The organism is Promicromonospora sp. NPDC050880, assembly GCF_044456525.1.
In the GTDB taxonomy this organism is placed as follows: domain Bacteria; phylum Actinomycetota; class Actinomycetes; order Actinomycetales; family Cellulomonadaceae; genus Promicromonospora.
The window spans coordinates 369,037-392,155 of sequence record NZ_JBITFV010000002.1; the positions used below are offsets into that span (position 1 = coordinate 369,037).

General features: G+C 72.5%; 23 protein-coding genes. 9 read left to right on the plus strand and 14 right to left on the minus strand.

What is annotated here, in order from left to right; genetic code table 11:
- The first annotated feature begins 136 nt into the window (after positions 1-136).
- A complete protein-coding gene (locus ACIBBF_RS05520) occupies positions 137-1,312 on the plus strand; it encodes a UDP-N-acetylglucosamine--N-acetylmuramyl-(pentapeptide) pyrophosphoryl-undecaprenol N-acetylglucosamine transferase (RefSeq protein ID WP_397411324.1) in 1,176 nt (391 codons plus the stop codon).
- A 28-nt stretch (positions 1,313-1,340) separates the two neighbouring features.
- Here ACIBBF_RS05520 and ACIBBF_RS05525 read toward each other — a convergent pair whose 3' ends face one another.
- On the minus strand, positions 1,341-1,775 hold the full coding sequence (locus ACIBBF_RS05525; RefSeq protein WP_397411326.1) for a MarR family winged helix-turn-helix transcriptional regulator: 435 nt from the start codon (positions 1,773-1,775) through the stop codon (positions 1,341-1,343).
- A 102-nt stretch (positions 1,776-1,877) separates the two neighbouring features.
- Between ACIBBF_RS05525 and ACIBBF_RS05530 the strand changes: the two genes are divergently transcribed.
- The 6 genes from ACIBBF_RS05530 (at position 1,878) to ACIBBF_RS05555 (ending at position 5,885) form a co-directional block, all read left to right on the plus strand.
- The gene (locus ACIBBF_RS05530) at positions 1,878-2,681 is read left to right on the plus strand and encodes an SDR family NAD(P)-dependent oxidoreductase (protein ID WP_397411328.1); all 804 of its coding nucleotides are present in this window, start codon (positions 1,878-1,880) and stop codon (positions 2,679-2,681) included.
- 100 nt (positions 2,682-2,781) lie between these two features.
- Positions 2,782-3,318, plus strand: coding sequence for a cysteine hydrolase family protein (locus ACIBBF_RS05535; RefSeq protein WP_397411330.1), 537 nt, complete (start codon positions 2,782-2,784; stop codon positions 3,316-3,318).
- A 39-nt stretch (positions 3,319-3,357) separates the two neighbouring features.
- Positions 3,358-3,783, plus strand: a complete 426-nt coding sequence (locus ACIBBF_RS05540) for a GNAT family N-acetyltransferase (protein ID WP_397411332.1) — start codon at positions 3,358-3,360, stop codon at positions 3,781-3,783.
- An 87-nt stretch (positions 3,784-3,870) separates the two neighbouring features.
- Complete coding sequence (locus ACIBBF_RS05545) at positions 3,871-4,545, plus strand: YceI family protein (protein WP_397411334.1); 675 nt, start codon at positions 3,871-3,873, stop codon at positions 4,543-4,545.
- A 33-nt stretch (positions 4,546-4,578) separates the two neighbouring features.
- Positions 4,579-5,094: a sigma-70 family RNA polymerase sigma factor gene (locus tag ACIBBF_RS05550; RefSeq protein ID WP_397411336.1), complete on the plus strand. Its 516-nt coding sequence runs from the start codon at positions 4,579-4,581 to the stop codon at positions 5,092-5,094.
- Entirely contained in the window at positions 5,091-5,885 is a 795-nt protein-coding gene (locus tag ACIBBF_RS05555) for an anti-sigma factor family protein (RefSeq protein WP_397411338.1), read from the plus strand. The genes ACIBBF_RS05550 and ACIBBF_RS05555 overlap by 4 nt, the downstream gene beginning before the upstream one ends.
- 12 nt (positions 5,886-5,897) lie before the next feature.
- Here ACIBBF_RS05555 and ACIBBF_RS05560 read toward each other — a convergent pair whose 3' ends face one another.
- From ACIBBF_RS05560 to ACIBBF_RS05570, 3 genes are all read right to left on the minus strand, one after another.
- Positions 5,898-6,380, minus strand: coding sequence for a nitroreductase/quinone reductase family protein (locus ACIBBF_RS05560; RefSeq protein ID WP_397411340.1), 483 nt, complete (start codon positions 6,378-6,380; stop codon positions 5,898-5,900).
- Positions 6,381-6,567: 187 nt separating this feature from the next.
- Positions 6,568-7,449: an endonuclease I family protein gene (locus ACIBBF_RS05565; RefSeq protein ID WP_397411342.1), complete on the minus strand. Its 882-nt coding sequence runs from the start codon at positions 7,447-7,449 to the stop codon at positions 6,568-6,570.
- 195 nt (positions 7,450-7,644) lie between these two features.
- Complete coding sequence (locus tag ACIBBF_RS05570) at positions 7,645-8,415, minus strand: SDR family NAD(P)-dependent oxidoreductase (protein ID WP_397411344.1); 771 nt, start codon at positions 8,413-8,415, stop codon at positions 7,645-7,647.
- Positions 8,416-8,481: 66 nt separating this feature from the next.
- Between ACIBBF_RS05570 and ACIBBF_RS05575 the strand changes: the two genes are divergently transcribed.
- Positions 8,482-9,117 carry a TetR/AcrR family transcriptional regulator gene (locus ACIBBF_RS05575; protein WP_397411346.1) on the plus strand — a complete coding sequence of 212 codons (636 nt, stop codon included), beginning with the start codon at positions 8,482-8,484 and terminating at the stop codon, positions 9,115-9,117.
- Here ACIBBF_RS05575 and ACIBBF_RS05580 read toward each other — a convergent pair.
- The 9 genes from ACIBBF_RS05580 to ACIBBF_RS05620 all read right to left on the minus strand — a co-directional run bounded on the left by ACIBBF_RS05580 (position 9,099) and on the right by ACIBBF_RS05620 (position 20,517).
- On the minus strand, positions 9,099-10,598 hold the full coding sequence (locus ACIBBF_RS05580) for a sulfatase-like hydrolase/transferase (protein ID WP_397411348.1): 1,500 nt from the start codon (positions 10,596-10,598) through the stop codon (positions 9,099-9,101). The genes ACIBBF_RS05575 and ACIBBF_RS05580 overlap by 19 nt on opposite strands.
- A gap of 4 nt (positions 10,599-10,602) precedes the next feature.
- Entirely contained in the window at positions 10,603-11,601 is a 999-nt protein-coding gene (locus tag ACIBBF_RS05585) for an aliphatic sulfonate ABC transporter substrate-binding protein (protein WP_397411350.1), read from the minus strand.
- 35 nt (positions 11,602-11,636) lie between these two features.
- Positions 11,637-12,428, minus strand: a complete 792-nt coding sequence (locus ACIBBF_RS05590) for an ABC transporter ATP-binding protein (protein WP_397411352.1) — start codon at positions 12,426-12,428, stop codon at positions 11,637-11,639.
- Entirely contained in the window at positions 12,425-13,234 is an 810-nt protein-coding gene (locus tag ACIBBF_RS05595; protein ID WP_397411354.1) for an ABC transporter permease, read from the minus strand. Before ACIBBF_RS05595 ends, ACIBBF_RS05590 begins: the two co-directional genes overlap by 4 nt.
- The gene (locus ACIBBF_RS05600) at positions 13,231-14,487 is read right to left on the minus strand and encodes an ROK family protein (RefSeq protein ID WP_397411356.1); all 1,257 of its coding nucleotides are present in this window, start codon (positions 14,485-14,487) and stop codon (positions 13,231-13,233) included. The genes ACIBBF_RS05595 and ACIBBF_RS05600 overlap by 4 nt, the downstream gene beginning before the upstream one ends.
- Positions 14,488-14,634: 147 nt before the next feature.
- Positions 14,635-17,001, minus strand: a complete 2,367-nt coding sequence (locus ACIBBF_RS05605; protein WP_397411358.1) for a family 43 glycosylhydrolase — start codon at positions 16,999-17,001, stop codon at positions 14,635-14,637.
- A 341-nt stretch (positions 17,002-17,342) separates the two neighbouring features.
- Positions 17,343-18,179 carry a carbohydrate ABC transporter permease gene (locus ACIBBF_RS05610; protein WP_397411360.1) on the minus strand — a complete coding sequence of 279 codons (837 nt, stop codon included), beginning with the start codon at positions 18,177-18,179 and terminating at the stop codon, positions 17,343-17,345.
- Positions 18,180-18,181: 2 nt separating this feature from the next.
- Positions 18,182-19,129 carry a carbohydrate ABC transporter permease gene (locus tag ACIBBF_RS05615; protein ID WP_397411361.1) on the minus strand — a complete coding sequence of 316 codons (948 nt, stop codon included), beginning with the start codon at positions 19,127-19,129 and terminating at the stop codon, positions 18,182-18,184.
- Positions 19,126-20,517, minus strand: a complete 1,392-nt coding sequence (locus tag ACIBBF_RS05620; protein WP_397411363.1) for an ABC transporter substrate-binding protein — start codon at positions 20,515-20,517, stop codon at positions 19,126-19,128. Before ACIBBF_RS05620 ends, ACIBBF_RS05615 begins: the two co-directional genes overlap by 4 nt.
- 158 nt (positions 20,518-20,675) lie before the next feature.
- Between ACIBBF_RS05620 and ACIBBF_RS05625 the strand changes: the two genes are divergently transcribed.
- A complete protein-coding gene (locus tag ACIBBF_RS05625) occupies positions 20,676-21,611 on the plus strand; it encodes a sugar-binding transcriptional regulator (protein ID WP_397411365.1) in 936 nt (311 codons plus the stop codon).
- On the opposite strand, the gene ACIBBF_RS05630 is transcribed toward ACIBBF_RS05625, so the two are convergent.
- Positions 21,612-23,114, minus strand: a complete 1,503-nt coding sequence (locus ACIBBF_RS05630; protein ID WP_397411367.1) for a mannitol dehydrogenase family protein — start codon at positions 23,112-23,114, stop codon at positions 21,612-21,614.
- Positions 23,115-23,119 lie beyond the last annotated feature (5 nt).

A 23,119-nucleotide genomic window follows, 5' to 3' on the forward strand; every position in this document is an offset into this window, starting at 1 on the left:
CGATCAAATTCGTCGGATTAGTTCAGAGACCTCCGCAACCTGCCCGCCCGGACCACGACCGCAAACCCTCCGACCCCCACAAATCGCCTACAGTTGGCATCGCGCCCCCACCCCTGCCGTCCCGGGAGATGTCTTCGTGAGTTCACACCCGCGCGAGTTCCGACTTCTCGTCACCGGTGGAGGGACCGGCGGCCACACGTACCCCGCCCTCACCACGCTCCGGACGCTCCAGGCCCGGCTGGCGCAGGAGGGCACCCCGGTGGGCGTCCTGTGGGCCGGCACCGAGAACGGGCTGGAGGCCACGGTCACCGCGAGCGAGGGCATCCGCTTCCTGCCCGTCGCCACCGGCAAGCTGCGCCGGTCGAGCAACCCGCTGGCCATGCTCTCGGCCACCAACATGAAGGACATGGCACGGGTACCCCTCGGCGTCGCGCAGGCCCGGTCGATCGTGGCGGAGTTCAAGCCCGACGTCGTCCTGTCGACCGGCGGCTACGTCGCCGTACCGGTCGGGCTGGCCGCGAGCATGCTGCGACGTCCGCTCGTGGTGCACGAGCAGACCGTGGGGCTCGGGCTGGCCAACCGCCTGCTGGCCAAGCGAGCCACGCGCGTGGCGGTGTCGTCGCCGTCCACGGTCGAGCTGCTGCCCGAGCGGATCCGTGAGCGGGCCGTCGTCACCGGCAACCCCGTGCGCGCCGAGGTGATGGCCGGGGAGCCCCTCAAGGCGGTCGACGCCCTGGGTCTCGACTCGTTCGACCCCGACCTCCCGGTGCTCTACGTCACGGGCGGCGCGCAGGGTTCGGTGCAGATCAACACCCTGGTCACCGAGGCCCTGCCGTGGCTGCTGCAGCGGACCAACGTGATCCACCAGTGCGGCCCGAACAACCTCCAGGACATGTTCGAGAGCACCGCCTCGCTGCCCGCCGAGCTGGCGGCGCGCTACCGCGTGATGGGCTTCGTCGGCCCCGAGCTGCCCGACGTGCTCGCCCTGGCCGACATCGTCGTCTCGCGCAGCGGCGCCGGGACCATCGCGGAGCTCACCGCCCTGGGCAAGCCCGCGGTGCTGATCCCGCTCCCCTCGGCCGCCGGGAACGAGCAGGCGCACAACGCGCGCCGGCTGCAGGACCTGGGCGCCGCCATCTCCCTGGAGGGCGACGTCACCTACCCGGACCTCCGCGGGGCGCTGGCCGGACTCCTGGAGAACGCCGGACGCCGCGAGCGGATGTCCCGCGCCTCGCGCGAGAACGGCCACCCGGACGCCGCGGAGCGCCTGGTCGACGTGCTGCTCGAGGCGGCGCAGACGGCAGCCGGCTGAACACGCCGGCCCCGGCACGGGACCCTGGTCACGAGACGGCGGACGACGCCGGCGCCAGTGCCTTCGCCAGCAGCCGCGCCAGCTCCCGCAGCTCTCCTGCGTCGAGCCCCGCGAACGGCGTGCGCTCCAGTGCCCCGGCGATGACCTCGGCCCGCACCCGCCGCCCCTCCTCGGTCAGCACGACGACGCGTGACCGCCGGTCGCGCGGGTCGGTGGCACGCTCGACCAGCCCCCGCTCGACGAGCTGGTTGGTGACGAAGCTGAGGTTCGGCGCGTTGCAGTAGAGCCGTTCGCTCATCACCTTCATCGACGGCGGAGCCTCCTCCGGGTCGATGACCCACAGCGCCTGCGCCGTCTGCAGCGTGAGCCGGTGCCGCGCCACGAGGTCGGCCACGCGGTCGCCCGTGATCATGGAGAGCTCGTGGTTCGCCTGGACGACGGCTTCGAGTTCGGTCTGGCTCATCCGCCGATCCTACGCGAGATTACTTCGAGACTCGAAGGTGTTAGGGTCCAAACTACTTCGAGACTCGAAGCATCTGACGCTTTCTGACGGAGAGGCACGCACATGCACACCTACCGGGGCACCACATCCCTCGTCACCGGGGCCAGCCGCGGGCTCGGCACGGCCTACGCGGACGAGCTCGCCCGCCGCGGCTCGGACCTCGTGCTGGTCGCACGGTCCGCGACCGCGCTCGACGAGGTGGCGACCCGCCTCCGCGCCACGCACGACGTCGCTGTCACCACCCTCGCGGCAGACCTGACGGACCGCGAGCAGGTCACCAGCCTCCTGCACGACCTCGACGCGGCAGCCCCCATCGACCTGCTCGTCAACAACGCGGGCATGGGCCCGGCCGGCCCGTTCCTGGACCGGCCGCTCGAACCCGCACAGCTCTCGGTCGACCTCAACGTCTCCGCGCTCATGACGCTGACGCACGCCTTCGGCGTCCGGATGGTGGCCCGAGGTCGCGGCGGAATCCTCAACGTCGCCTCGACGGCGGCCTTCCAGCCCATGCCGTACCAGGCCGGCTACGCCGCGACCAAGGCGTTCGTGCTGTCGTTCACGGAGGCCCTGGCCGAGGAGCTGCGCGGCACGGGCGTGCACGCCATGGCCGCGCACCCCGGTGCCACCGAGACCACATTCTTCGAGGGCACCTCGCACACCATGGACCCGCGGATCACGGACTCCCCCGCCGACGTCGCGCGCCGCACCCTCGACGACTTCGCCCGCGGCCGGAGCGCCTCCTACCCGGGCCGCCTGCTCAGCCAGGTCAGCTCGCGGGTCCACCGGTTCCTGCCCCGCTCCACCACGGTCCGGCTCGCCGGCAGGATCAACCGCATGCTGGGCCTCGACGCCGTCCGCGCCGCGTAGCCCGAAGGACGCCCCCGCGCGCGCCGTCCGGAACCCCAGCCGGCGGGCGCTCGCTCGGTCATGGACGCGCCGCTCCCGCGACACCTGCGACCATGGGCCCGTGACCACCGTTCTCCTCGTCATCGACCTCCAGGCCGACGTCGTGGCCCCCTGCTTCGACGCCGACGGCGTCGTCGCCCGCTGCGCCGCCCTCATCGAGCGGGCCCGCCGCACCGGCACCCCCGTCGTCTGGGTGCAGCACCACGAGCCCGGCCTCGACCGCGGCACCCCCGGCTGGGCCCTCGCGGACGGCCTCGCACGGCACCCGGACGAGCCCCTCGTGCACAAGGCGTACCGCGACTCGTTCGCCGAGACGGACCTGCGCGCGACGCTGGACGGATTCGGGGCCACACGCCTGGTCGTCGTCGGCGCGCAGTCCGACTTCTGCGTGCGGACCACCACCCAGCGCGCCGCCGCGCTCGGCTACGACGTGACGCTGGTGAGCGACGGCCACACCACCACCGACAGCGAGTGGGACGGCGTGCACGTCACGGGCGAGCAGATCGTCGCGCACACCAACATGTACTTCTCGGGGCTGCGCTACCCCGGGAGCACGTTCGGCGTCGCGCGCCACGACGAGGTCGCGCTCGCCGGCTGAGGCGCCCGCAAGGTCCGGCCGCGACCGTACGGTGATCCCATGAACGACGACCCCTACCTCCTGCTCCCCACCGCGCCGAGCGTGGACGAGTACGTGCACCTGCGTGCGGCGTCGGGCCTCTCCCCGAAGACGCCCGAGCAGGCCGCCCCGGTGCTCACGGCGAGCTGGGCGTTCTGCCACGTCCGCGAGGTCGCCACGGACACGGCGGTCGCCATGGGCCGCACCCTGGGCGACGGCGGCTGGTACTTCCACATCGCCGACATCGCGACGCTGCCGGAGCACCAGAGCCGCGGCCTGGGCCGCCGCGTCATGACGTGGCTCCTGGCGCAGATCGCCGAGCGTGCGCCGGCCGACCCGTACGTCACGCTCAACGCGGACGCGCCCGGGCGGCCCCTGTACCGCAGCCTGGGTTTCGTCGAGACGGCGCCCGCGAGCGTCGCGATGCGCCTGAGAACCACGGACTGAGAAGCCGGATTGAACCGATCCCCCCTTTCACCCGTCGTGAGGGGCAGAGGCCGGCACCGGGTCGGCCTGCGAACGAGAGGGGCGGACGTGCGCACAGGAGCAAAGGTGGGGATCGGCGTCGGGGCGGCAGTGGTCGTGGTCGGGGCGGCCGCGGCGATCTGGGGTCCGGGCCTGTACGCCGACTGGGTCGGTCCGGCGGACGCAGCACCCACGCTCGAACAGTCCGCGGCGCCACTGACCGACGCCGACGCGGCGGACGGCACATGGACCATCGGCGAGGGCTCGTTCGCCGGCTACCGCCTCGACGAGGTGCTGCAGGGCCAGGACGTCACGGTCACCGGCCGCACCGAGGACGTCACCGGTTCGGTCACGGTGGCGGACGGTGCCATCTCGGCGGCGACCGTGGAGGTCGACATGTCCACCGTGGCGACCGACGAGGCCAACCGTGACGCGTACTTCCGCGACCAGGCGCTGGAGGTGGGCACCTACCCGACGGCGACGTTCGAGCTCACCGAGCCGGCGCCGATCGAGGAGGGTGCCACCGCCGTGGAGCTGACGGGCGAGCTCACGGTGCACGGCGTGACGCATCCCGCCACGGTCGAGGCCGAGGTCGCGGGCGACGCCGCGAGCGGCGAGCCGGTCCAGGTGGTCGGCAGCGTGCCGGTCACGTTCGCGGACTTCGACGTCGAGGCGCCGGACCTGGGCTTCGTGACGGTGGAGGACGATGGCAGCATCGAGTTCTCGCTGCAGCTCCAGAAGTAGCCCCGGCGAGCGGCCCCAGGAGGTGACGGAGGCGTGAACACAGGCGCGGGCGCGGAGGACGAGCTCCTTGCGGCGGTCCACGACGCGCACGCCGACGCGCTGTACCGGTACGTGGTGCGGCGCACGGGCGACGAGGAGGAGGCGCGCGACGTGGTGCAGGAGACCCTGCTGCGCGCGTGGCGCCACCCCGAGGTGCTCGAACGTCCCGAGGACTCGGTGCGCGCCTGGCTGTTCACCGTCGCGCGCAACCTCACCGTCGACCACCTGCGCAGCGCCCGCCGCACCCGCGAGCGGGCCACGGGGCACGTCCCGGACCAGGAGGAGCGGGACACGACGCAGGCCGTGCTCGACTCGTGGCTGGTGGCCGACGCCCTGGTGTCGCTCTCGCCGGCGCACCGAGCGGTCGTCGTGGGCGCGTACTACGGCGGCCGCTCGGTGGCCGAGCTCGCCACCGAGATGGGCATCGCACCCGGGACCGTGAAGTCCCGCCTGCACTACGGGCTGCGCGCGCTGCGGCTGGCCCTGCAGGAGAAAGGAGTCACCTCATGATCCCGGTGGCAGACGAGGGGCACGGCGGCGACCGGTACGCCGAGTGGGACGCCGCGTACGTGCTCGGCGCCCTGAGCCCGAGCGACCGCCGGGCGTACGAGCGACACCTGGCCGAGTGCGACGCGTGCCGCGCCGCCGTGGCCGAGCTCGCGGGCATGCCCGGCCTGCTCAGCACGCTCACCGCGGCGCACGCGGAGGCGCTGGCCGCCGACCTCCCGGACGGCGAGCGGCCGGACGGCGGCGGACCCGCCCACCCGGGAACCGGCACGGCGGACGTGATCCCGCTCGCGGGCCTCGCCGGAGCGGCCCGCCGTTCCCGCCGCCGACGCCGCACCCTGGGTGCCGTCGCGGCCTCCGCCCTGCTGGCGGTGGGCGTCGCGGGCGGCACGCTGCTCGGGAACGACACCCCGGGCGACACCCCCGACGGCACGACGACGGTCGCCGCCGCGGGCGCCCGCACCGTCCAGCTCCGCCCGGTGGGCGACGCCGACATGCGCGCCGAGCTCGTCGTCACGCCCACCACCTGGGGCACGAGCCTGCGCTGGAGCTGCCACTACCCGCCCGCACCCGGGCAGCCGCCCGAGAAGAGCTACGTGCCGCCGGAGCCGATCACCTACGACCTCGTGCTGGTCGCGCGGGACGGCGCGCGCACGGTCGCGGGCACGTGGTCGTGGAAGGGCGGGGCGACGATCGGGCTGGACGCGTCGTCAGCGGTGCCGCTGACCGAGGTGGACCGGATCGAGATCACGCTCGACGGGCAGGAGGAGGCCCTGGCGTCCGCGACGCTCTGAGCGGCGCCACGTTCACTCCCGGTGCGTGGGCTCGTACCGGGGCTCCAGGACCACGAGCGCCGTCTCGGTCGACCGCAGCGCGGCGTAGGCGTCGAGGTGCGGCTCCACCTCGCGCCACCGGGCCCACAACCGGTCGCGCTCGTGACCGTGCGCCGCCCGGGCGCGCACCAGCCGGTCGCCGTCGACCAGGTCCGCCGTCGCGTCCGGGTGCGGCTGCAGGTTGAGCCACCACTCGGGGTCGCCGTCGGACCACCCGTTCATCGCCAGCGTGACGATGTTCGGGCCGTCCTCGACGTAGGCGAGGATCACGCTGTGCTCGCGGCACGTGCTGCGGCCCGAGGTGGTCAGCCGCAGCATCCCCCAGCTCCCCGCCCTCGGCCTGCGCAGGCCCAGGCGACCGCCGGTGAGACGGTAGAGGCGGCGGTGCAGCCCCCACGCCGTCCGGACGAACCAGCGCGGCGGGACCCGCACCTCAGACGTGCTCTCGCCAGCCATGCCGACCTCCGCGTCCGCGTCGTCGCCCGCCGGGCGCCCCGTCGCAGCGGCGCCGTACGGGCCTGCTCCCTCCAGCGTAAGGAACCCGGCGAGCCGGGGCCATCGTTCCCCGCGGACGATCTGGCGCCGCCGGAAGACGAGCGGCGGGCCCCGGACACCGGGACCCGCAGCGCGCACCGTAGGGAGGTCAGCCCCAGATGGCGTCCGCCCACTCCGGGTGGTCGACGAACGGGTTGCGGTTGTGCTGGAACTGCTCGTAGATCACGTCGTTGCGGTGCGCCTCGAAGTCCGACACGGGATCGGCGGCGTTCCAGGCCAGGAGCGTGGACAGCCGGCCGTGGTACGGGGCCGATCCGTTGTTCACGGAGTCGTTGGGCTCCAGGTCGGCAAAGCTGTCCTCACCCTCCCAGCGCACCGCCATGTACAGGATCATGCGGGCGACGTCGCCCTTCACCTCGTCGCGGGGCTCGAAGGAGTCGGCGTCCGTGAAGTTGCCCGGTGCGCCGCTCACCTCGCTGCCGCCCTCGTCGAAGTCCTTGTTGCCGCGGATGCTGTTGACCTGCACGTCCGTGGGGCGCAGGTGGTGCAGGTCGGTGCCCGGCCCGGTCGAGGTGCCGAAGTCGCCGTGGGACTTGGCCCAGACGTGCTCGCGGTTCCAGTCGCCCACGTCGCCGCCGTTCAGGTTCTTGGCCCGCGACTCGCCGCTGTACAGGAGGATCACGTTGTCCGGGTCGGCGGGGTCCTCGTCCGTGGCCATCAGGCCGTCCCAGACCTCGCTGTAGGACAGGGCGTCGGCGTCGCTGATGATGTCGTTGAGCTCGGCCTTGAGCGCGTCGCCCGTCAGGCCCTCGGCGCTGTCGTAGTAGCCGGCGGGGACGTCGGCCACGGCGGCGGGCCGCGCCGCCTCCGCCGTCGTCGCGCCCTGCCCGGCGACCTGGCCGGCGTCGTACCCGGCGACCTGCGCGACCGCACCCGGCGCCACCAGCACCCCGGCACCGACCGCCAGCGCGGACAGCCCGCCCCACAGCGCCGGCCCGATTCCCTGTGCCCGTCCGAGACGTGTGCGCATCGTCGACCTCCGTGTCCGTCGGCCCGCGACCCCCTGCGGGCCACGGCGCCTCGCCCACCCTGACACGCCCCGGCCCTGACCTGAGGTGACATCAGTAAACTTTGGGTGAAATCTCGTGACATCAGCCTCTTTCACCCGGATGACCATCAAGCGGTTGCTGCCAGAATCAGCCGGATCCTGGCAGCGACCGTATGGTCACGCCGCGACGACCGCGACGCCGCCGCGGCCGCCGTCGACGTCGAGCACCGTGCCGTGCACGAACCGGGCGTCGTCCGAGGCGAGGTACACCACCGCGGCGCCGATCGCGTCCGGGTGGCCCGGCGCGCCGGCCGGGGTGCCGACCGTGATCTCCTCCGAGAACGAGACGTCCGGATCGAGCTCGGGAGGGCGCACGACGCCCGGCGCGACGGCGTTGACCCGCACGCCCTGGGGGCCGAGCTCGGCGGCCCACGAGCGGGTCAGCGACTCCAGCGCGGCCTTGGTGGAGGCGTAGGCGCCACCGACGGGCAGCGCCAGCCGGGCCACCCACGAGCCGAGGTTGACGATCGCGCCGCCGCCGGCGGCGACCATGCGGGGCGCGACGGCCTGGGTGAGGAAGTACGGGGCCTTGACGTTCACGGCGTAGAGCCGGTCGAGGGCCTCCGCGTCGGTCTCGGCCAGGGTCGGCGCCGAGCGGTAGATGCCGGCGTTGTTCACCAGCACGTCGACGCGCCCGCCCAGCACCTCGGCGGCCGCCGCCGCGAGCGCGTGGCTTGCCTCCGGGCTGCCGTCGAGGTCGGCCCGGACGAAGTCGGCGACGCCGCCCGTGGCGCGGATGCCCGCCACGACCGCCGCGCCGCGTTCCTCGTCGCGGCCCGAGACGACGACGTGCGCCCCCTGGGCCGCGAGCGCCTCGGCGATCGCCCGTCCGATGTTGCTGGTGGACCCGGTCACGAGGGCGGTCCGGCCCGTGAGTCGCTGTGTCATGCCGGCGACGCTAGGAACTCTTTTTTGGACTAGCAAGTCCAGAAAATTGGCCGTAGCGTCGCCACCGTGAAGCTCACACCCAAGGGTCAGGCCACCCGGCAGCGCATCCTCGAGGGCGCCGCCGGGTACCTGCGCGGCACCGACCCCGGTGCGGCCACGCTCGACGACGTCCTGGCCGTCACGCGTACCAGCAAGGGTCAGCTCTTCCACTACTTCCCGGGCGGCAAGGAGGAGCTGCTGCTCGCCGTCGCACGCCACGAGGCCGACCGGGTGCTCACCGACCAGGAGCCGCACCTGAGCGCGCTCGACTCCTGGGAGTCGTGGTGGGCGTGGCGCGACGCCGTCCTGCAGCGGTACCGCGCCCAGGGCCGGCACTGCCCGCTGGGCGCGCTGATGGACCAGGTGTCGAGCACCGCGGGGGCGAGCGAGGTGGTGACCGAGCTGCTGGACCAGTGGCAGCGCCGCGTCCGGGACGGCGTCCTCACGATGCAGGCCAAGGGCCTGGTCAGCCCGGGCCTGGATCCCGCCGTGGTGGCCGGCGCGTTCGTCGCCGGCATCCAGGGCGGGGTCCAGGTGCTGCGCGCCACGGGCAGCACGGACCAGCTCCAGGCGGTCCTGGACCTGCTGCTGGACCACCTGCGCACGGGGCCCGCCCCGGCGGGGCCGGACCGTGCCCCGGACCGTCAGGCGACGCCGCGGTAGGTGGTCTCGTCCAGGCCCGACTGGGTCGGGTCGTGGTCGACCTCCCCGACGTCGTACATCGTGGTCATCCAGTGGTAGAAGTTGTCGCCCCGGTCCCGGAGCAGCCCGTAGAGGCGGCTCGTCATCCGCCGGCGCACGTCCGCCAGGTCCGGGTCCTCGTACGCGTTGGACAGCTCGTCCGGGTCCTCCTGGAGGTCGTAGAGCTCGTTCACCGAGTCGGGGTTGACCACCAGCTTGTACCGGTCCTCCCGCAGCATGCGCTGCGGGTAGGGGAAGTGGTGCCCGTGGAACTCGCACACGATGTCCTGCTGCCACTCGACGTCGAGCCCCCGCGCCAGCGGGAGCAGGCTGCGTGAGTCGACGGCGGGCGCCGGGTCGGCCCCGGCCAGCTCCAGGATGGTCGCCGTGCAGTCCAGCAGGCTGACGAACTCGGTGCGCACCTGGCCGGCCGGGCCGCCGGGGACCCGCAGCAGGCCGGGCGTGCGGTAGATGTCCTCGTACATGGCCGGGCCCTTGTCGTGCAGGCGGTGCGCGCCGGTGAACTCGCCGTGGTCGCACGTGAAGAACACCGCCGTGTCGTCCACGAGCCCGAGCCGCTCCAGCGCGTCCAGCACCCGCCCGATCTGCTGGTCGATGAGCGTCACGTAGCCCCAGTAGACCGCGATGAGCTTGCGCGTCACCTCGATCGGCATGGTGTCGAAGGTCCAGTGGGCGCTGTAGTTGGCCTGGACGGGCGGCTTGCCCTCGAACGTCTCCGCGACCGAGGCGGGCAGCTCCACGTCGGCCGGGTCGACCAGGTCGAAGTACTCGTCCGGCACGATGTACGGCAGGTGGGGCCCGAAGAAGCTCAGCTCCAGGAAGAACGGCCGCTGTCCCGACCGGTACTCGTCCGCGTACCGCTCCAGCAGCTCGATCGTCCGCGTCGCCAGGTAGTGCTCGAAGGTGGCCTCCACGGGCTGGTGCAGCCGGGCCGCCAGCAGGTTGCCCGGGCCGCCGTTGGGCAGCGTGCCGCGGATGCGGTCGCTGATCTCGTACGGCGGCAGGTCGTGCTCGGCGAGGTAGGCCAGGTAGTCCTCGTTCTCCACGGGGTTGTGCCACCCGGGCAGGTCCGGCCCGTCGAACCCGAACGACGCGGCGTTCTTCACGGTGCCGGCGTGCCACTTGCCCACCAGCCCCGTGTTGTACCCCCGCTCGCGCAGGGCCTCGACGAAGGTGAAGGTGCCGTCGGCCAGGTCCTCCTGGTAGCCCACGTTGCGCTCGTGGTTGGCCAGCACGCGGTGCCGGAACGGCGCCTGCCCGGTGAGCAGGCTCGCGCGCGACGGCGTGCAGATCGCCGTCGGCGTGTACCACCGGTCGAACCGGGTGCCGGACGCCGCGAGCCGGTCCAGCACCGGCGTGGCCGCCAGCGGGTTGCCGTAGGCCCCCAGCGTGTCGGCCCGGTGCTGGTCGGTCATGAGGAACAGGACGTTCGTACCTGCCACCGGGTCACTCACCCGCCTGGACGAACTGGTCGCCGAGGTAGAACTCCGCGGGGTCCACGGCCTCGGGCAGCTGCCCGGCGTCCACGAAGTACTCCTGCATGCCCGTCAGCCACGTGTCGGTGGTGCCGTCCTGCGTGAGCGCGTCGGCCTCCTGGGCGTCGAGCACGTCGACGTTCGCGGCGTCCGCCTCGACGTCGGCGGCCTCCAGGCCGTTGAAGTCGGCGGTGAGGGCGATCGTCTCGTCCAGGTGGTCGGCCCGGTAGTCCATGGCCTCGCGCAGCACCTTGAGCACGGCGTCGACCTTCTCCGCGTCGTCGGCCACGACGTCGTTCCCGGCGACGAACGCCGTCGGGAAGGCGATCGTCTCCTCGAAGTCCGTGTTCTGGGCGAGCTCGACCAGGTCGGGCACCTGCTCCTTGACCGTGGCGAGCGCCGGGTACCAGAAGCCCGCGGCGTCGACCTGCCCCGAGGACAGCGCCGACACGATGGCCGGCGGCTCCATGGGCACGAGCTCGACGTCGTCCTTGGTCATCCCTGCCTGCTGCAGGGTGAGGGTGAGGATCATGTCGCCCGAGGTGCCCTCCGGCACGGCGACGGTCTTGCCCGCGAGGTCCTCGACGGACTCGATGCCGGGCTGCGCCACGACGCGGTCGGCCCGGCCCAGGGTGTTCAGCGCGACGATCTTGGCCTGCCCGGAGGCGGGCAGCCAGAACGCGCCGGGCCCGATGTACCCGAAGTCGAGGTCGCCCGTGCCGAGCGCCTGGACCTGCAGCGGCCCGTTGGTGAACGACGACGTCGTGGCGTCGATGCCGTGCTTCTCCCACAGGCCCTGGTCCTGCGCGATCGCCAGGAGGCTGGTGCCGTTGAAGTCGGGGATGTAGCCGAAGTTCACCTCGATGGTGCCGCCGTCCGCGCCGGACGCGCCGCCGGAGCAGGCGCCCACGGAGAGCACGAGGGCGAGGCCGGCGAACGCGGCGCCGAAGGTCTTCCTGGTCAGTCGCATGATGTCCTCTGGTTCTGGGTCGGGCCCGGCCGCGGTCAGCGGGCGGCGGGCTGGTGGTAGACGGCGCGCCAGACGCGGTTGCGCAGCTCGGCGAACTCGGGGCTGAGCCGCACCTCCTCGGTGCGCGGGTAGGGCAGGTCCACGTCGATCACCTCGTGGATGCGGCCCGGCCGGGCGGCCATGACCACGACGCGGCCGGCGAGGAACACCGCCTCGTCCACGTCGTGGGTGATGAACAGGACGGTGCGCTTCTCGCTGCTCCACGTCTGCAGGAGCTGTTCCTGCAGCCGGACGCGGGTCAGGGCGTCCAGGGCCCCGAACGGCTCGTCCATGAGCAGGATCGAGGGGTCGACGGCGTAGGCGCGGGCGATCGCGCACCGCTGCTTCATGCCGCCCGACAGGGTCTTGGGCAGCGCGTCCGCGAACTGCTCCAGGCCCACGAGGCGCACGTAGTGCTCGGCACGCTCGCGCCGCTCTGCGGCAGGCAGGCCGGCGACCTTGAGCCCGAACTCGACGTTCTTGCGCACGGTCAGCCACGGGAACAGCGCGTACTGCTGGAAGATGACGCCGCGCTCGGGGCCGGGCCCCGTCACCGGGGCGCCGTCGACCAGCACCTCGCCCGACGTCGGCGCCTCCAGGCCCGCGACGATGTTCATCAGGGTGGACTTGCCGCAGCCCGACGGCCCGACGACGGTGACGAACTCGTTGTCCGCGACGTCGAGCCGGACGCCGTCGAGCGCGACGAACTCCTCGTCCTTCAGGGCGAACGTCTTGCGCGCGTCCCGGACGGAGATCTTGGCGGTACCCGCCAGGGTGCTGGTGGTCATCGGCGCTCCTGCCATCCGGTCAGCCTGGTCTCCGCGAGCAGCAGCAGCCGGTCCATCACGAGACCGAGCACCCCGATGGCGACGATGCTGACGAAGATCGTGGCGAGGTCGTAGTAGGTCTGGGCCTGCTGCATGCGGAACCCGAGGCCCGCCTGCGCCGCCAGCAGCTCGGCGGCCACGAGGGTGGCCCACGCCGAGCCGAGGCCCACGCGCATGCCCACGAGGATGAACGGCGACGACGCCGGCACCACCACGCGCAGGAAGATGGTGCCGTCCTTGGCGCCCAGCACCCGGGCCGCGTTGATCAGCGTCCGGTCCACGCTGACCACGCCCTGGTACGTCGAGATGACGCACGCCAGGAACGCGGCCAGGAAGATGACGAACACCTTGGGCAGCTCACCGATGCCCATGAGCACCAGCACGAGCGGCAGCAGCGCGAGCGGCGGGATGGTGCGGAAGAACTGGATCCACGGCTCGAACAGGCCCCGGGCCGGCACGTACCAGCCCATGAGGAACCCGACCGGGATCGCGGCCGCCGAACCGAGCAGGAACCCGGCCAGGACCCGGCCCAGGCTCGCCGGCAGGTCCTCGGCCAGGGTGCCGTCGGCGGCGAGCTGTACGCCCTTGGCCAGCACCTCGGGCGGTGTCGGGAGCTGGAGTCCGGTCAGGGCCAGCACCCACCAGATGCCGATGCCGCCCACGATCGAGACGGTGTTGAGCACCAGCAGGGTGGTTCTGCGCCCGGCGCGCCGCCGGGGTGGTGACCCGGTCCTCGCCGGGGTCGGGGTGGACACGGTCGCGGTCACTGGGCTCTCCTCAGGCGTGGGGGCAACGACTCGGGAAGGACCTCGCGCAGGGCTCCGCGGCGTCCGGCCTCGGGGTGGGGGTAGCCGGCCAGGAGGGGCGAGAGGTGGAAGGCGGCGGCGAGCGCGCCGAGCGCGCCGTCGGTGTCGCGCAGGCGGCCGGGGCGCACGAGCACGGGCTCGGCGGCGGGCAGCGGGTGCAGCTCGTAGCGCAGCGTGGCGGCCGCCTGCTCGACGATCACGGGCGCCACGTGCACGATCTCCCCGCCGATCACCACCTCGTCGGGGTCCAGCGTGAGCGCGGCCATCGCGAGCACCCGGCCGACGGCGGCGCCGACCTCGCGCAGCACGCCCTCGGCCGCCGGGTCGCTGGTGGCCACCACCGCCGCGAGGTCGTCGAGCGTGTGCACCTCGACCCCCTGCGCGCGGCAGGCGGCCAGCACGGCGGGCGCCGACGCGACGGTCTCCAGGCAGCCGCGCTTGCCGCAGCGGCACCGCGTACCGGCCGGGTCGACGGACACGTGGCCCAGCTCCCCCGCGAACCCGTGGGCGCCCGTGCCGATGCGGCCGCTGACCACGAGGCCGCCGCCCACGCCGTCGGACAGCCGCACGTACAGCAGGTCGGTGGCGCTCTCGGGCTGGGACACGGCCTCCGCGAGCGCCGCGAGCCGCGTGTTGTTGTCGACCACGACGGGGGCGCCGAACCGGTCGGCGAACGCGCCGCGCACGTCGTCGGGCGCGGAGCGGCGCGCCCACGGTACGGGTGCGCCGTCCGGCCGCCGTCCGCCGTAGGGCCCGACGACGCCGATGCCGACCGCCTGCAGCTCGCCGAAGTGGAGGCCGTGCTCGCTGGCGAGCCGGTCGATGAGCGCGAAGGCGAGGTCGAGCCGCTCGGACCACGGGGTGTCGTCCGCGTAGTGCTCGACACCGGACGCGACGGTCTCGCGCGTCGCGTCGGCGACGGCCGCCCGGACGCGCCGGTGCCCGAAGTCGACGCCGAGGTACTGGCCGGACCCGGGGTCCAGCGCCAGCCGTTCGGCGGGCCGGCCGCTGCCGCGGCGGGTGGCGGCGTCGGTGTCGAGCACGACGATGGCGCCGCGGCGCAGGAGCTCGGCGGTGGTCTCCGAGAGGGTGGTGCGGGACAGGCCCACGCGGCGGGCGAGCTCGGCGCGGCTCAGGGGACCGTCGCGCAGGGCACCGAGGACGCGGCCTTCGTGGGCGCGGCGCGCGGTGCTGCCGGGTGTCGTCGTCGACATGCGAGCGACCATAGGAACCTCCGTTTTTTCCGTCAACACCCCGGCAAAATACCCGCCCCTTTCGCCCGCCTCCCGAACAGAACCCCGGTTCGTCGAGTGCTGGATCTTCGCCCTCCTGGCACACGAAGAAGGGCGAAGATCCAGCACTCAACGGGTTCGGTCGAGGGTGTGGGTGCGGACGTAGGCGAAGCGGGCCTCCGCGCCCGGGGTGTTCATGGCGACCAGACCGATACGCAGGGACTTGTCCGACGGGAGCGTCCAGACCCCGCCCCAGCGCCAGGTCTCGCCGTCGGTGCTGGAGGCCATGCGCACCTCGTACTCGTCGTGCGCCGCGTCCTCGTGCACCGCCAGGCGCAGCCACGTCGCCTCCCCGGGGGCCGCACCCCACATCGGTGCGGCGTACACGGCCGCCGGAGGCGTGCTGGTCGGCCGGGCGGCCTCCTTGGTGAACTCCACCATCTGCGCGACGCTGCCCGGCTTGCGCTGCAGGCCGAGCTGGGAGTGCACCAGCTTCACGAACTGGTCGTCGTCGGCGTACAGGACCAGGCCGGCCTGCTTGTTCACGCCGACGCCGTCCAGCTCCAGGCGGGTCTCCACCAGGTAGTCGCCCTCGGGGGCGTCCCGTGTCAGCACCGAGGCGGTGTTGTTCCCGAGGTACAGCTCGGCGGCCTGGGTCGGCCACGCGAGGGCGCCGTCCTCCAGCCGGACGCCGTCCGCCGGGCCGCGGACCCAGGTCCAGCCCGATCCCGGCCCGCCCGGCACCACGTCGCCGTCGAACTCGTCCGAGGCGTCCGGCAGCAGCGCGCCGGGCTGCGGGTCCGGCACCCGCTCGGTCACCGGCTCGGCGGCCGCGACCAGGCTGACGTTGTCGGCGTCGGCCCGGCCGTGCGCAGTCACGCCCACCGGCGCGGGGTTCCCGGACGGATGCCCCCGGTCCCGCAGCATGACGGTGCCGAGCGGGTCCTTGAGATTGTCGGCCGAGACGGTCGCGGTGTACGTCCCGCCGGCGCGGTCGAGGGTCACGACGGACCAGTCCTCGTACCCGAACGTCTCCGGCAGGTCCGCGGCCGCCCGGACAGCGCGCGGCCCGTGACCGGACTCGACGCGCAGCTCCCCGGCCGCCCGGTCCACCCATGCGGTCACCCGGTGCGCGCCCGTGCCGAGCGTGAGCCCCGCGGCGCCGTCCGCACCGGGTACGCGCACGTCCGCCTGCGCGCGCACGTCGCCGCCGGTTCGAGCCCGGCTGACCAGGGACGATCCGTCGAGTCGCACGTACGGCCCGGCATCGGGCGCCTCGGCGACCGCGACGTCGCCGTCGGCGCGCCAGCCGTCGAGGGAACCGTCCGCGAACGTCGTTCCGACGGCGCCGGAGGTGACCGGCGCGGCCTGCGGACCCGACGACGGCCCGGCGCCCGCGTTGACCACCGGCCAGCCGTCGATCCAGTCGAGCCGGTCGATCATGAGCGGCCGCTTGGACAGGTTCAGCACGCCGTTGCGGGTCTCCACGGGCGGGAAGTCGGGGTCCTCGGCCGGGATCGCGTGGTAGGCCATCCAGTCCTGGCCCGCCAGGTCGGTGACCACCGAGTGGTGGCCCGGGCCCACGAAGCCGTTGCCGTTCGAGGTCAGCACGTAGCCGCCCTTGCTCGACTCGGCGATGAGGTCCACGCCGTCGTCGTCCAGGAACGGGCCCCGCGGGCTCTCGCTGCGCCCCACCTTGACGGTGTAGCCGCTGTAGGCGCCCTCGCAGCAGCCGGCGTCGGAGTACATCAGGTAGTAGAGGTCGTCGTGGCGCACCACGTAGGCCCCCTCCATGCGGCGGCCCTGCGCCACCTGGGTCACGGGACCGGTCAGCTCCCCCGCGCCGGGTGTCAGCTCCGAGACGCAGACGACGTCGTAGCTGCCCCAGTACAGGTAGAGCGTGCCGTCGTCGTCGGTGAACAGGGCTTGGTCGATGTTGCCCGTGGGGCAGCCGTCGATCGGTGCCGACGGGACGAGCAGCTCGTCGCGGTGGGTCCACGGGCCGGTCGGCGTCGGCGCGGTGGCCACGGCGAGCCCGCCCGTGGAGAGCCCGTAGGTGAGCAGGTACTCGCCGTCGACGTAGCGGATGTCGGGCGCCCAGGCGCGGGAGTTGTCCCGCCAGGTGGCCGGGACCTCGTCCGGCTGGATCACCTCCCCCGCGTACTCCCAGGTCACCAGGTCGGTGGACCGCAGGATCGGCAGGATCCGCTCCCCCGGCTCGCCCTGGCTGTTGAACACGGGGTTCTGCGTGCCGTACGCGTACCAGGCGCCGTCCTTGCCGCGGATGACGGCCGGGTCGGGGAAGGTGTCGGTGACACCGCCGGTGACGGGGTTGGCGTAGGTGCCGGCGGTGGTCGGGACGACGGCGTCCGGGACGACGGCGTCGGCGTCCGCGGCCAACGGGAGCGGGGCGACCCCCGCGGCGAGCACGGACGCGACGAACGCCGCGACCCAGCCGGTGCGGACAGGTCTCCGTTGATCTGATCCAAGGCGCATGCCCCCATCGAACGAGCGCCGATTTTCTCCGGCAAGTACCCGACAGAAAAAGTAGGGAATTCTGCCGGAGCCCGACGGTTCCGGTCCTCCGCCGCTACTGATCCCGGTTCACCAGGCCCCAGGAGACCGTCATCCACCAGCAGACGGTCGCCCACGGCCTGCTGAACAAGACTCAGCCCGGGCCGGGGCGGGGCCCCGGGCGGGTCGGGGCGGGTCGGGGCGCCACCGGCCGCAGACGCCCCTGCCCCGCACAAGTTGCCTTCTACCCAGCGATTGGGCCCGAAAACCGACGTGGTTCCGGGCCCAATCGCTGGGTAGAAGGCAACTTCCGCAGTCCGCTCCTACTTGATCGCACCCATCGACAGCCCGCGCACGAGCTGCTTCTGCGCCACCCAGCCGGCGATGATCACCGGGAGGGACGCCAGCAGCGCCGCCGCGCACAGCCGGGCCAGGAACAGTCCCTCGCTGGTCATCGTCGACACGATGAGCACCGGCACCGTCGCCGCCCGCGAGGCGGTGAGGTTGAGCGCGAAGAAGAACTCGTTCCACGCGAAGATCACGCAGATCAGCGCCGTGGCCGCGATGCCGGGGGCCACCATCGGGATGAGCACCGACCGCAGGGTGCGCATCAGCCCGGCGCCGTCCACGGACGCCGCCTCCAGCACCTCCCCCGGCACCTCCAGGAAGAACGACCGCATCATCCACACCGCGATCGGCAGGTTCATCGCGGTGTACAGGACCACCAGGGTCCAGATGTTGTCGAGCACCTTGAGCTGCCCGGCCACCACGTAGATGGGCACGATGACGGCCACGACGGGCAGCATCTTGGTGGAGATGAAGAAGAACAGCACGTCGCTCACCTTCTCCACCGGCCGGATGGACAGCGCGTACGCCGCCGGGATGCCCAGCAGCAGCACCAGCACGGTCGAGACGCCGGTCGCGATGGCGGAGTTGGCCACGTACGTGCCCGAGCCGCCCTCGATCACGGCCCGGAACTGGTCCAGCGTGGGCGTGAAGAACCACGTGGGCGGGTCGGACGCCGCCTGGTTCTCCTGCTTGAACGCCGTGGCCGCCATCCAGGCCACCGGGAAGAAGAAGGCGAGCGCCAGCAACCAGGTCAGCGTCGTCAGCACGCCACCCGTGGTTCGACGGCGGTACGCGCGCGTCACGTCGGACATGCTCACTCCTTGACCTCGAAGCTGCGGAAGATGAGGCGCAGCGCGGCGGAGGCCACGATGATCGTGGCGATCACGACGACGACGCCCATGGCGGCGGCCTGCCCGATGTCGAACCCGAGGAACGCGCGCTGGTAGATGTAGAACGGCAGGTTGGCGCTGGCCGTACCGGGCCCGCCCGCCGTCATGAGGTAGATCTGGTCGAACGTGTTGACCACGTAGATGACGCCGAGCAGCACGCCCAGCTCGATGTACCGGCGCAGGTGCGGCAGCGTGATCGAGGTGAACGTGCGCCACGGCCCCGCGCCGTCGACCGACGCCGCCTCCAGCACGTCCTTCGGCTGGGCCTGGAGGCCCGCGAGCACGAGCAGCATCATGAACGGCGTCCACTGCCAGACCAGTGCCATCAGGATGGCGATCACCGGGTACGTCGACGTCCAGTCCACGGCCTCGATGCCGACCAGCCCGAGCGTCCAGTTGAACAGCCCGTACGTCGGGTTGAGCATCGCGACGGACCACAGCACCGAGGACGCCACGGGCATCACGAGGAACGGCGTGATGAGCATGGTGCGCGCCACGCTGCGGCCGAAGAACGGCCGGTCCAGCAGCAGCGCGAGCACGATGCCGAGCACCATGGCCACCAGCACGCAGCCGAGGGTGATGACCACGGAGTTCAGCGCCGTCTGCCGGAAGGTCGAGTCCGCCACGATGTCCACGTAGTTGGACAGGCCCACGAAGATGTCCTCGCCCGGCCGCAGCAGGTTCTGCGAGCGCAGCGAGTACCAGATGGTCACGAGGAACGGGAGCTGCGTGACGATGATCGTGAAGATCAGGGCGGGCAGCAGCGGCCCGCGCCGGCGCCATCCCTCCGCGCGGCTCACGGCGCGCTCGGACGCCGCGGCCCGTGCCGCCCGCCGCGAGCCCTCGAGCCGGTCGATGGTCGAGGTGCTCATTGCTCCTCCTGGGCCCGGTAGGTCTCCGCCACGGTGTCGGCGTAGCGCTGGGACTGTGCGATGGCCTCGTCCACCGAGACCTGGCCGGCGATCGCCGCGGACATCTGCTGGCCCACGCGCGTGCCGAGGTCCTGGAACTCGGGGATGCCCACGAACTGGATGCCCGGGTAGGGCACCGCGTGGGTCATGGCCGACTCCTGGGTGGCCCCGTTCATCGACTCCAGGGTGGCGTCGGCGTACGCCTGCGAGACCTCGGCGTACTCGGGGATCTCGTAGGTGGACAGCCGGCTGCCCGGGGGCACCCGCTCCCAGCCGATCTCCTCGCCGACGGTCTTGATGTACTCCTTGTTCGTCATCCAGGACACGAAGTCCCAGGCGGCGTCCTTGTGCTGGCTCGTGGAGGGGATGGCCAGCGACCAGGAGTAGAGCCAGCCGGCCGACTCGGTGTCCGCCACGGGTGCGGGCGCGTAGCCGACCTTGCCCGCGACGGTCGAGGACGCCGGGTCCTCGATCGAGGAGACCATGGAGGTCGCGTCGTACCACATGGCCGACTGGCCCTGCGCGAACCGCGTGAGGCAGTCGCCGAAGCCCGACGTCGCGGCGCCCGGCTGCCCGAAGGACCGCACGGTGTCGACGTAGGTCTCGATGGCCTCGCGGCTCTCGGGCGAGTCGAGGGTGGCGTTCCAGTCCTCGTCGAACCAGCCGCCGCCGAACGTGTTGATCGCGGTGCTCATGGGAGCCATGACCTCGCCCCAGCCGGCCAGGCCGCGCAGGCAGATGCCCGAGAAGTCCTGTGCCGGGTCGTTCAGCTCGCCGGCGAGCTCGCGCACGTCGTCCCAGGTCGGGTTGGCGGGCATCTCCAGGCCCGCCTCCTCGAACAGGTCGGCGCGGTAGGCCAGGAAGGACGACTCGCCGTAGAACGGCACGGAGTACATGTCGCCGTCGCGCGAGAGGGCCTCACGGACGCTGGGCACGAAGTCCTCGGCGTCGTAGCCCTCGGTGTCGTCGATGTACGGCTGCAGGTTCTCGATCCAGCCGTTCTCGGCCCACATGGGCGTCTCGTAGTTGGAGATCATGACGACGTCGAACTCGCCGCCGCCGGTGGCCACGGACGCCGTGATCTTGGCGCGGGCCTCGTTCTCGGGCAGCGACACGAACCGCACGTCGACGCCCGGGTGGGCGGCCCGGAACTCGTCCTGCAGCGAGATCGCGTCCTGCATCTGCGGGTTCGAGACGATCGCGACCACGATCTGCTCGCCCTCGCCACCGCCCACGGCGCCCGCCCCGGCACAGCCGGACAGGGCCAGCGTGACGGCTGCCGCCCCGGCGGCCAGCGTCGCTCTCACCGGCACGCCCGGCGCCGGGTTACCCCTTGGAGGTCGGAACATCCTCGTCCTCTCCTTGGCACAGCCTCTCCGCCGCGCTCATTTGAGAAATCTTGCTTGCTCATCTGCATCCGCAGAGTAGTTGGGTATGCTCAGGTGAGCAAGACCCCCCGCTCAACAGTCGCTCAACCGTTCCCCGCCACCGCCTGCGGGGAGTGAGGATGCAGGTGACCCAGAACGACTCCAACCTCATGGTCGAGGTGAGTACCGACTACTACGTCGACGGCAAGTCGAAGGTGGAGATCGCCCGCCATCGCGGCATCTCCCGCTTCCAGGTCGCCCGCCTGCTCACGCAGGCCCGGGAGCAGGGCGTGGTCCGCATCGAGATCACCCCGCCGCGGGCCGACGGCGAGCGCGGCGCGCGCCTGGCCGCCCGGCTCGGCGTGCGCGAGGTGCTCGTCGCGGCCAGCGGCGAGGACACGCTGAGCACCCGGGAGAACGTCGCGGTCGAGCTCGCCCGCACCGCGCGCGAGCACATCACGGAGGGCTCGACCGTGGGCGTCTCGTGGTCCCGCACGGTCGAGGCCGCGGTGCGGCACATCGGCCGGCTGCCGCACTGCGACGTCGTGCAGCTCGTCGGCGCCTTGCCCGTGGAAGGCAGTGGCAACTCGCTGGCCCTGATCACGACGTTCGCCCAGATGCCAGGCGTGCGCACCTGGCCCGTGTGGTCACCGCTCCTGGTGGCCGACGCCGCGACCGCCGCCGGCATGCGCCGGCAGCCGGAGATCGCCGACGCACTGGCCCGCGCGGACCACCTGGACGTCGCCGTGGTGGCGATCGGGAACTGGTCCGAGCGCACATCCACGGTGTTTCCCCAGATCAGCACCGAGGAGCAGGAGGCCGCCACGGCCGCGGGCGCGGTGGCCGAGTGCTCGGGCCGCCTGTTCGACTCCACCGGGCAGCCCGTGCGCACCAGCCTGGACGAGCGGGTCGTGGGCGTGACGCTCGAACAGCTCGTCGCGACGCCCGAGGTGATCGCCATCGGCTACGGCGCCGCCGTCGCCCCGGGCCTGGTGGCCGCCGTGCACGGCGGCATCGCCACCACCCTCGTGGTGGACGACGCCGCCGCGACGGCCCTGGAGACCCTCACCCCCTGACTACGCGCTGACGCGCGCGACCAGGGCCTCCACGGTGGCGCGGGCACCCTTCTCGTGCAGGGATGCCAGCGCGGAGGCATACGCGGCGGTGAACCGGCCGTCGTCGACGAGGTCACCGAAGACCTCGCGGTCACGCAGGAAGGCGAGCGGATCGTCCTGCTGCGCCAGGGCTGCGGCGTGCAGCCGCTCGGCCAGCCGGTCCACGATCTCGATCGGCTCCCCCGCCTCGTCCACTCCCTCGTCGTACCGGGCCCAGGAGGCGACCACGAGCGCGGCGTGGTCGATCGGTCCGCCGTGCGCCAGGTGGTACCGGACCACGGGCAGCAACCACTTGGGGATACGGTCCGACGACTCGGCGCACAGCCGCGCCAGCGTGTCCGCCACGTGCGGGTTGGCGAACCGCTCGATGAGGGTCCGCTTGTACAGGTCCAGGTCGATGCCGGGCACGGGCTCGAGCGTGGGCGTTCCCTCGTCGTCCATGTAGCCGAGCAGGAACCGTGCGAACACGTCCTGCCCCGCGACCTCGTGCGCGTACCGGTGGCCCGACAGGTACCCCACGTAGCACAGGGCCTGGTGGCTCGCGTTGAGCAGCCGCAGCTTCATCAGCTCGTACGGCTCGACGTCGGCCACCACCTGCACCCCGGCGTCCTCGAACGGGGGCCGGCCGGTGGGGAACGTGTCCTCCAGAGCCCACTGCTCGAACGGTTCGGCCACCACGGGCCAGGCGTCGTCGATGCCGAACCGTTCGGCGACCAGCGCCCGGTCGGCGTCGGTGGTGACCGGGGTGATCCGGTCGACCATCGAGCTGGGGAACGCGACGTGCTGCTCGATCCAGTCCGCGAGCTGCGCGTCCTTGGCACGGGCGAACGTGGTGAACGCCCGCTTCGCGACCTCGCCGTTGCCCTGGATGTTGTCGCAGCTCATCACGGTGAACGGCGGCACGCCGCGGTCACGCCGGCGGCGGAGGGCCTCGGTGACCAGCCCGAACGTCGTCGCCGGGACGGCGCCGTCGGCCAGGTCCGCGGCGACTGCCCCGTCGGCCAGGTCGAACTCGCCGGTCACGTGGTGGATGTTGTACCCGCCCTCGGTCACCGTGAGCGAGACGATGCGGACCTCGGGCGAGGCCATCTTCTCCAGCACGGCCTCCGGGTCGTCGGGCGCCAGGAGGTACTCCGTGATCGACCCGATCACGCGCGCCTCCAGGCGCCCGTCCGGGTGCTTGAGCGCCAGGGTGTAGAGGCCGTCCTGGGCGGCCAGCGCGTCGCGCATCCGGGCGTCGCCCGGCAGCACGCCGACCCCGCAGACCGCCCAGTCCAGCGCCTTGCCCTGAGACATCAGCCGGTCCAGGTACATGGCCTGGTGCGCGCGGTGGAAGCCACCCACGCCCAGGTGCACGATCCCGGTGGTCAGCCGCGACCGGTCGTAGGTAGGGACCGTGAGGTCCGCGCCCTGGGGCGCGGACGCCACCAGGCCGTCCACGGTCTCTTCGCTGAGTGCCGTCATCGTGC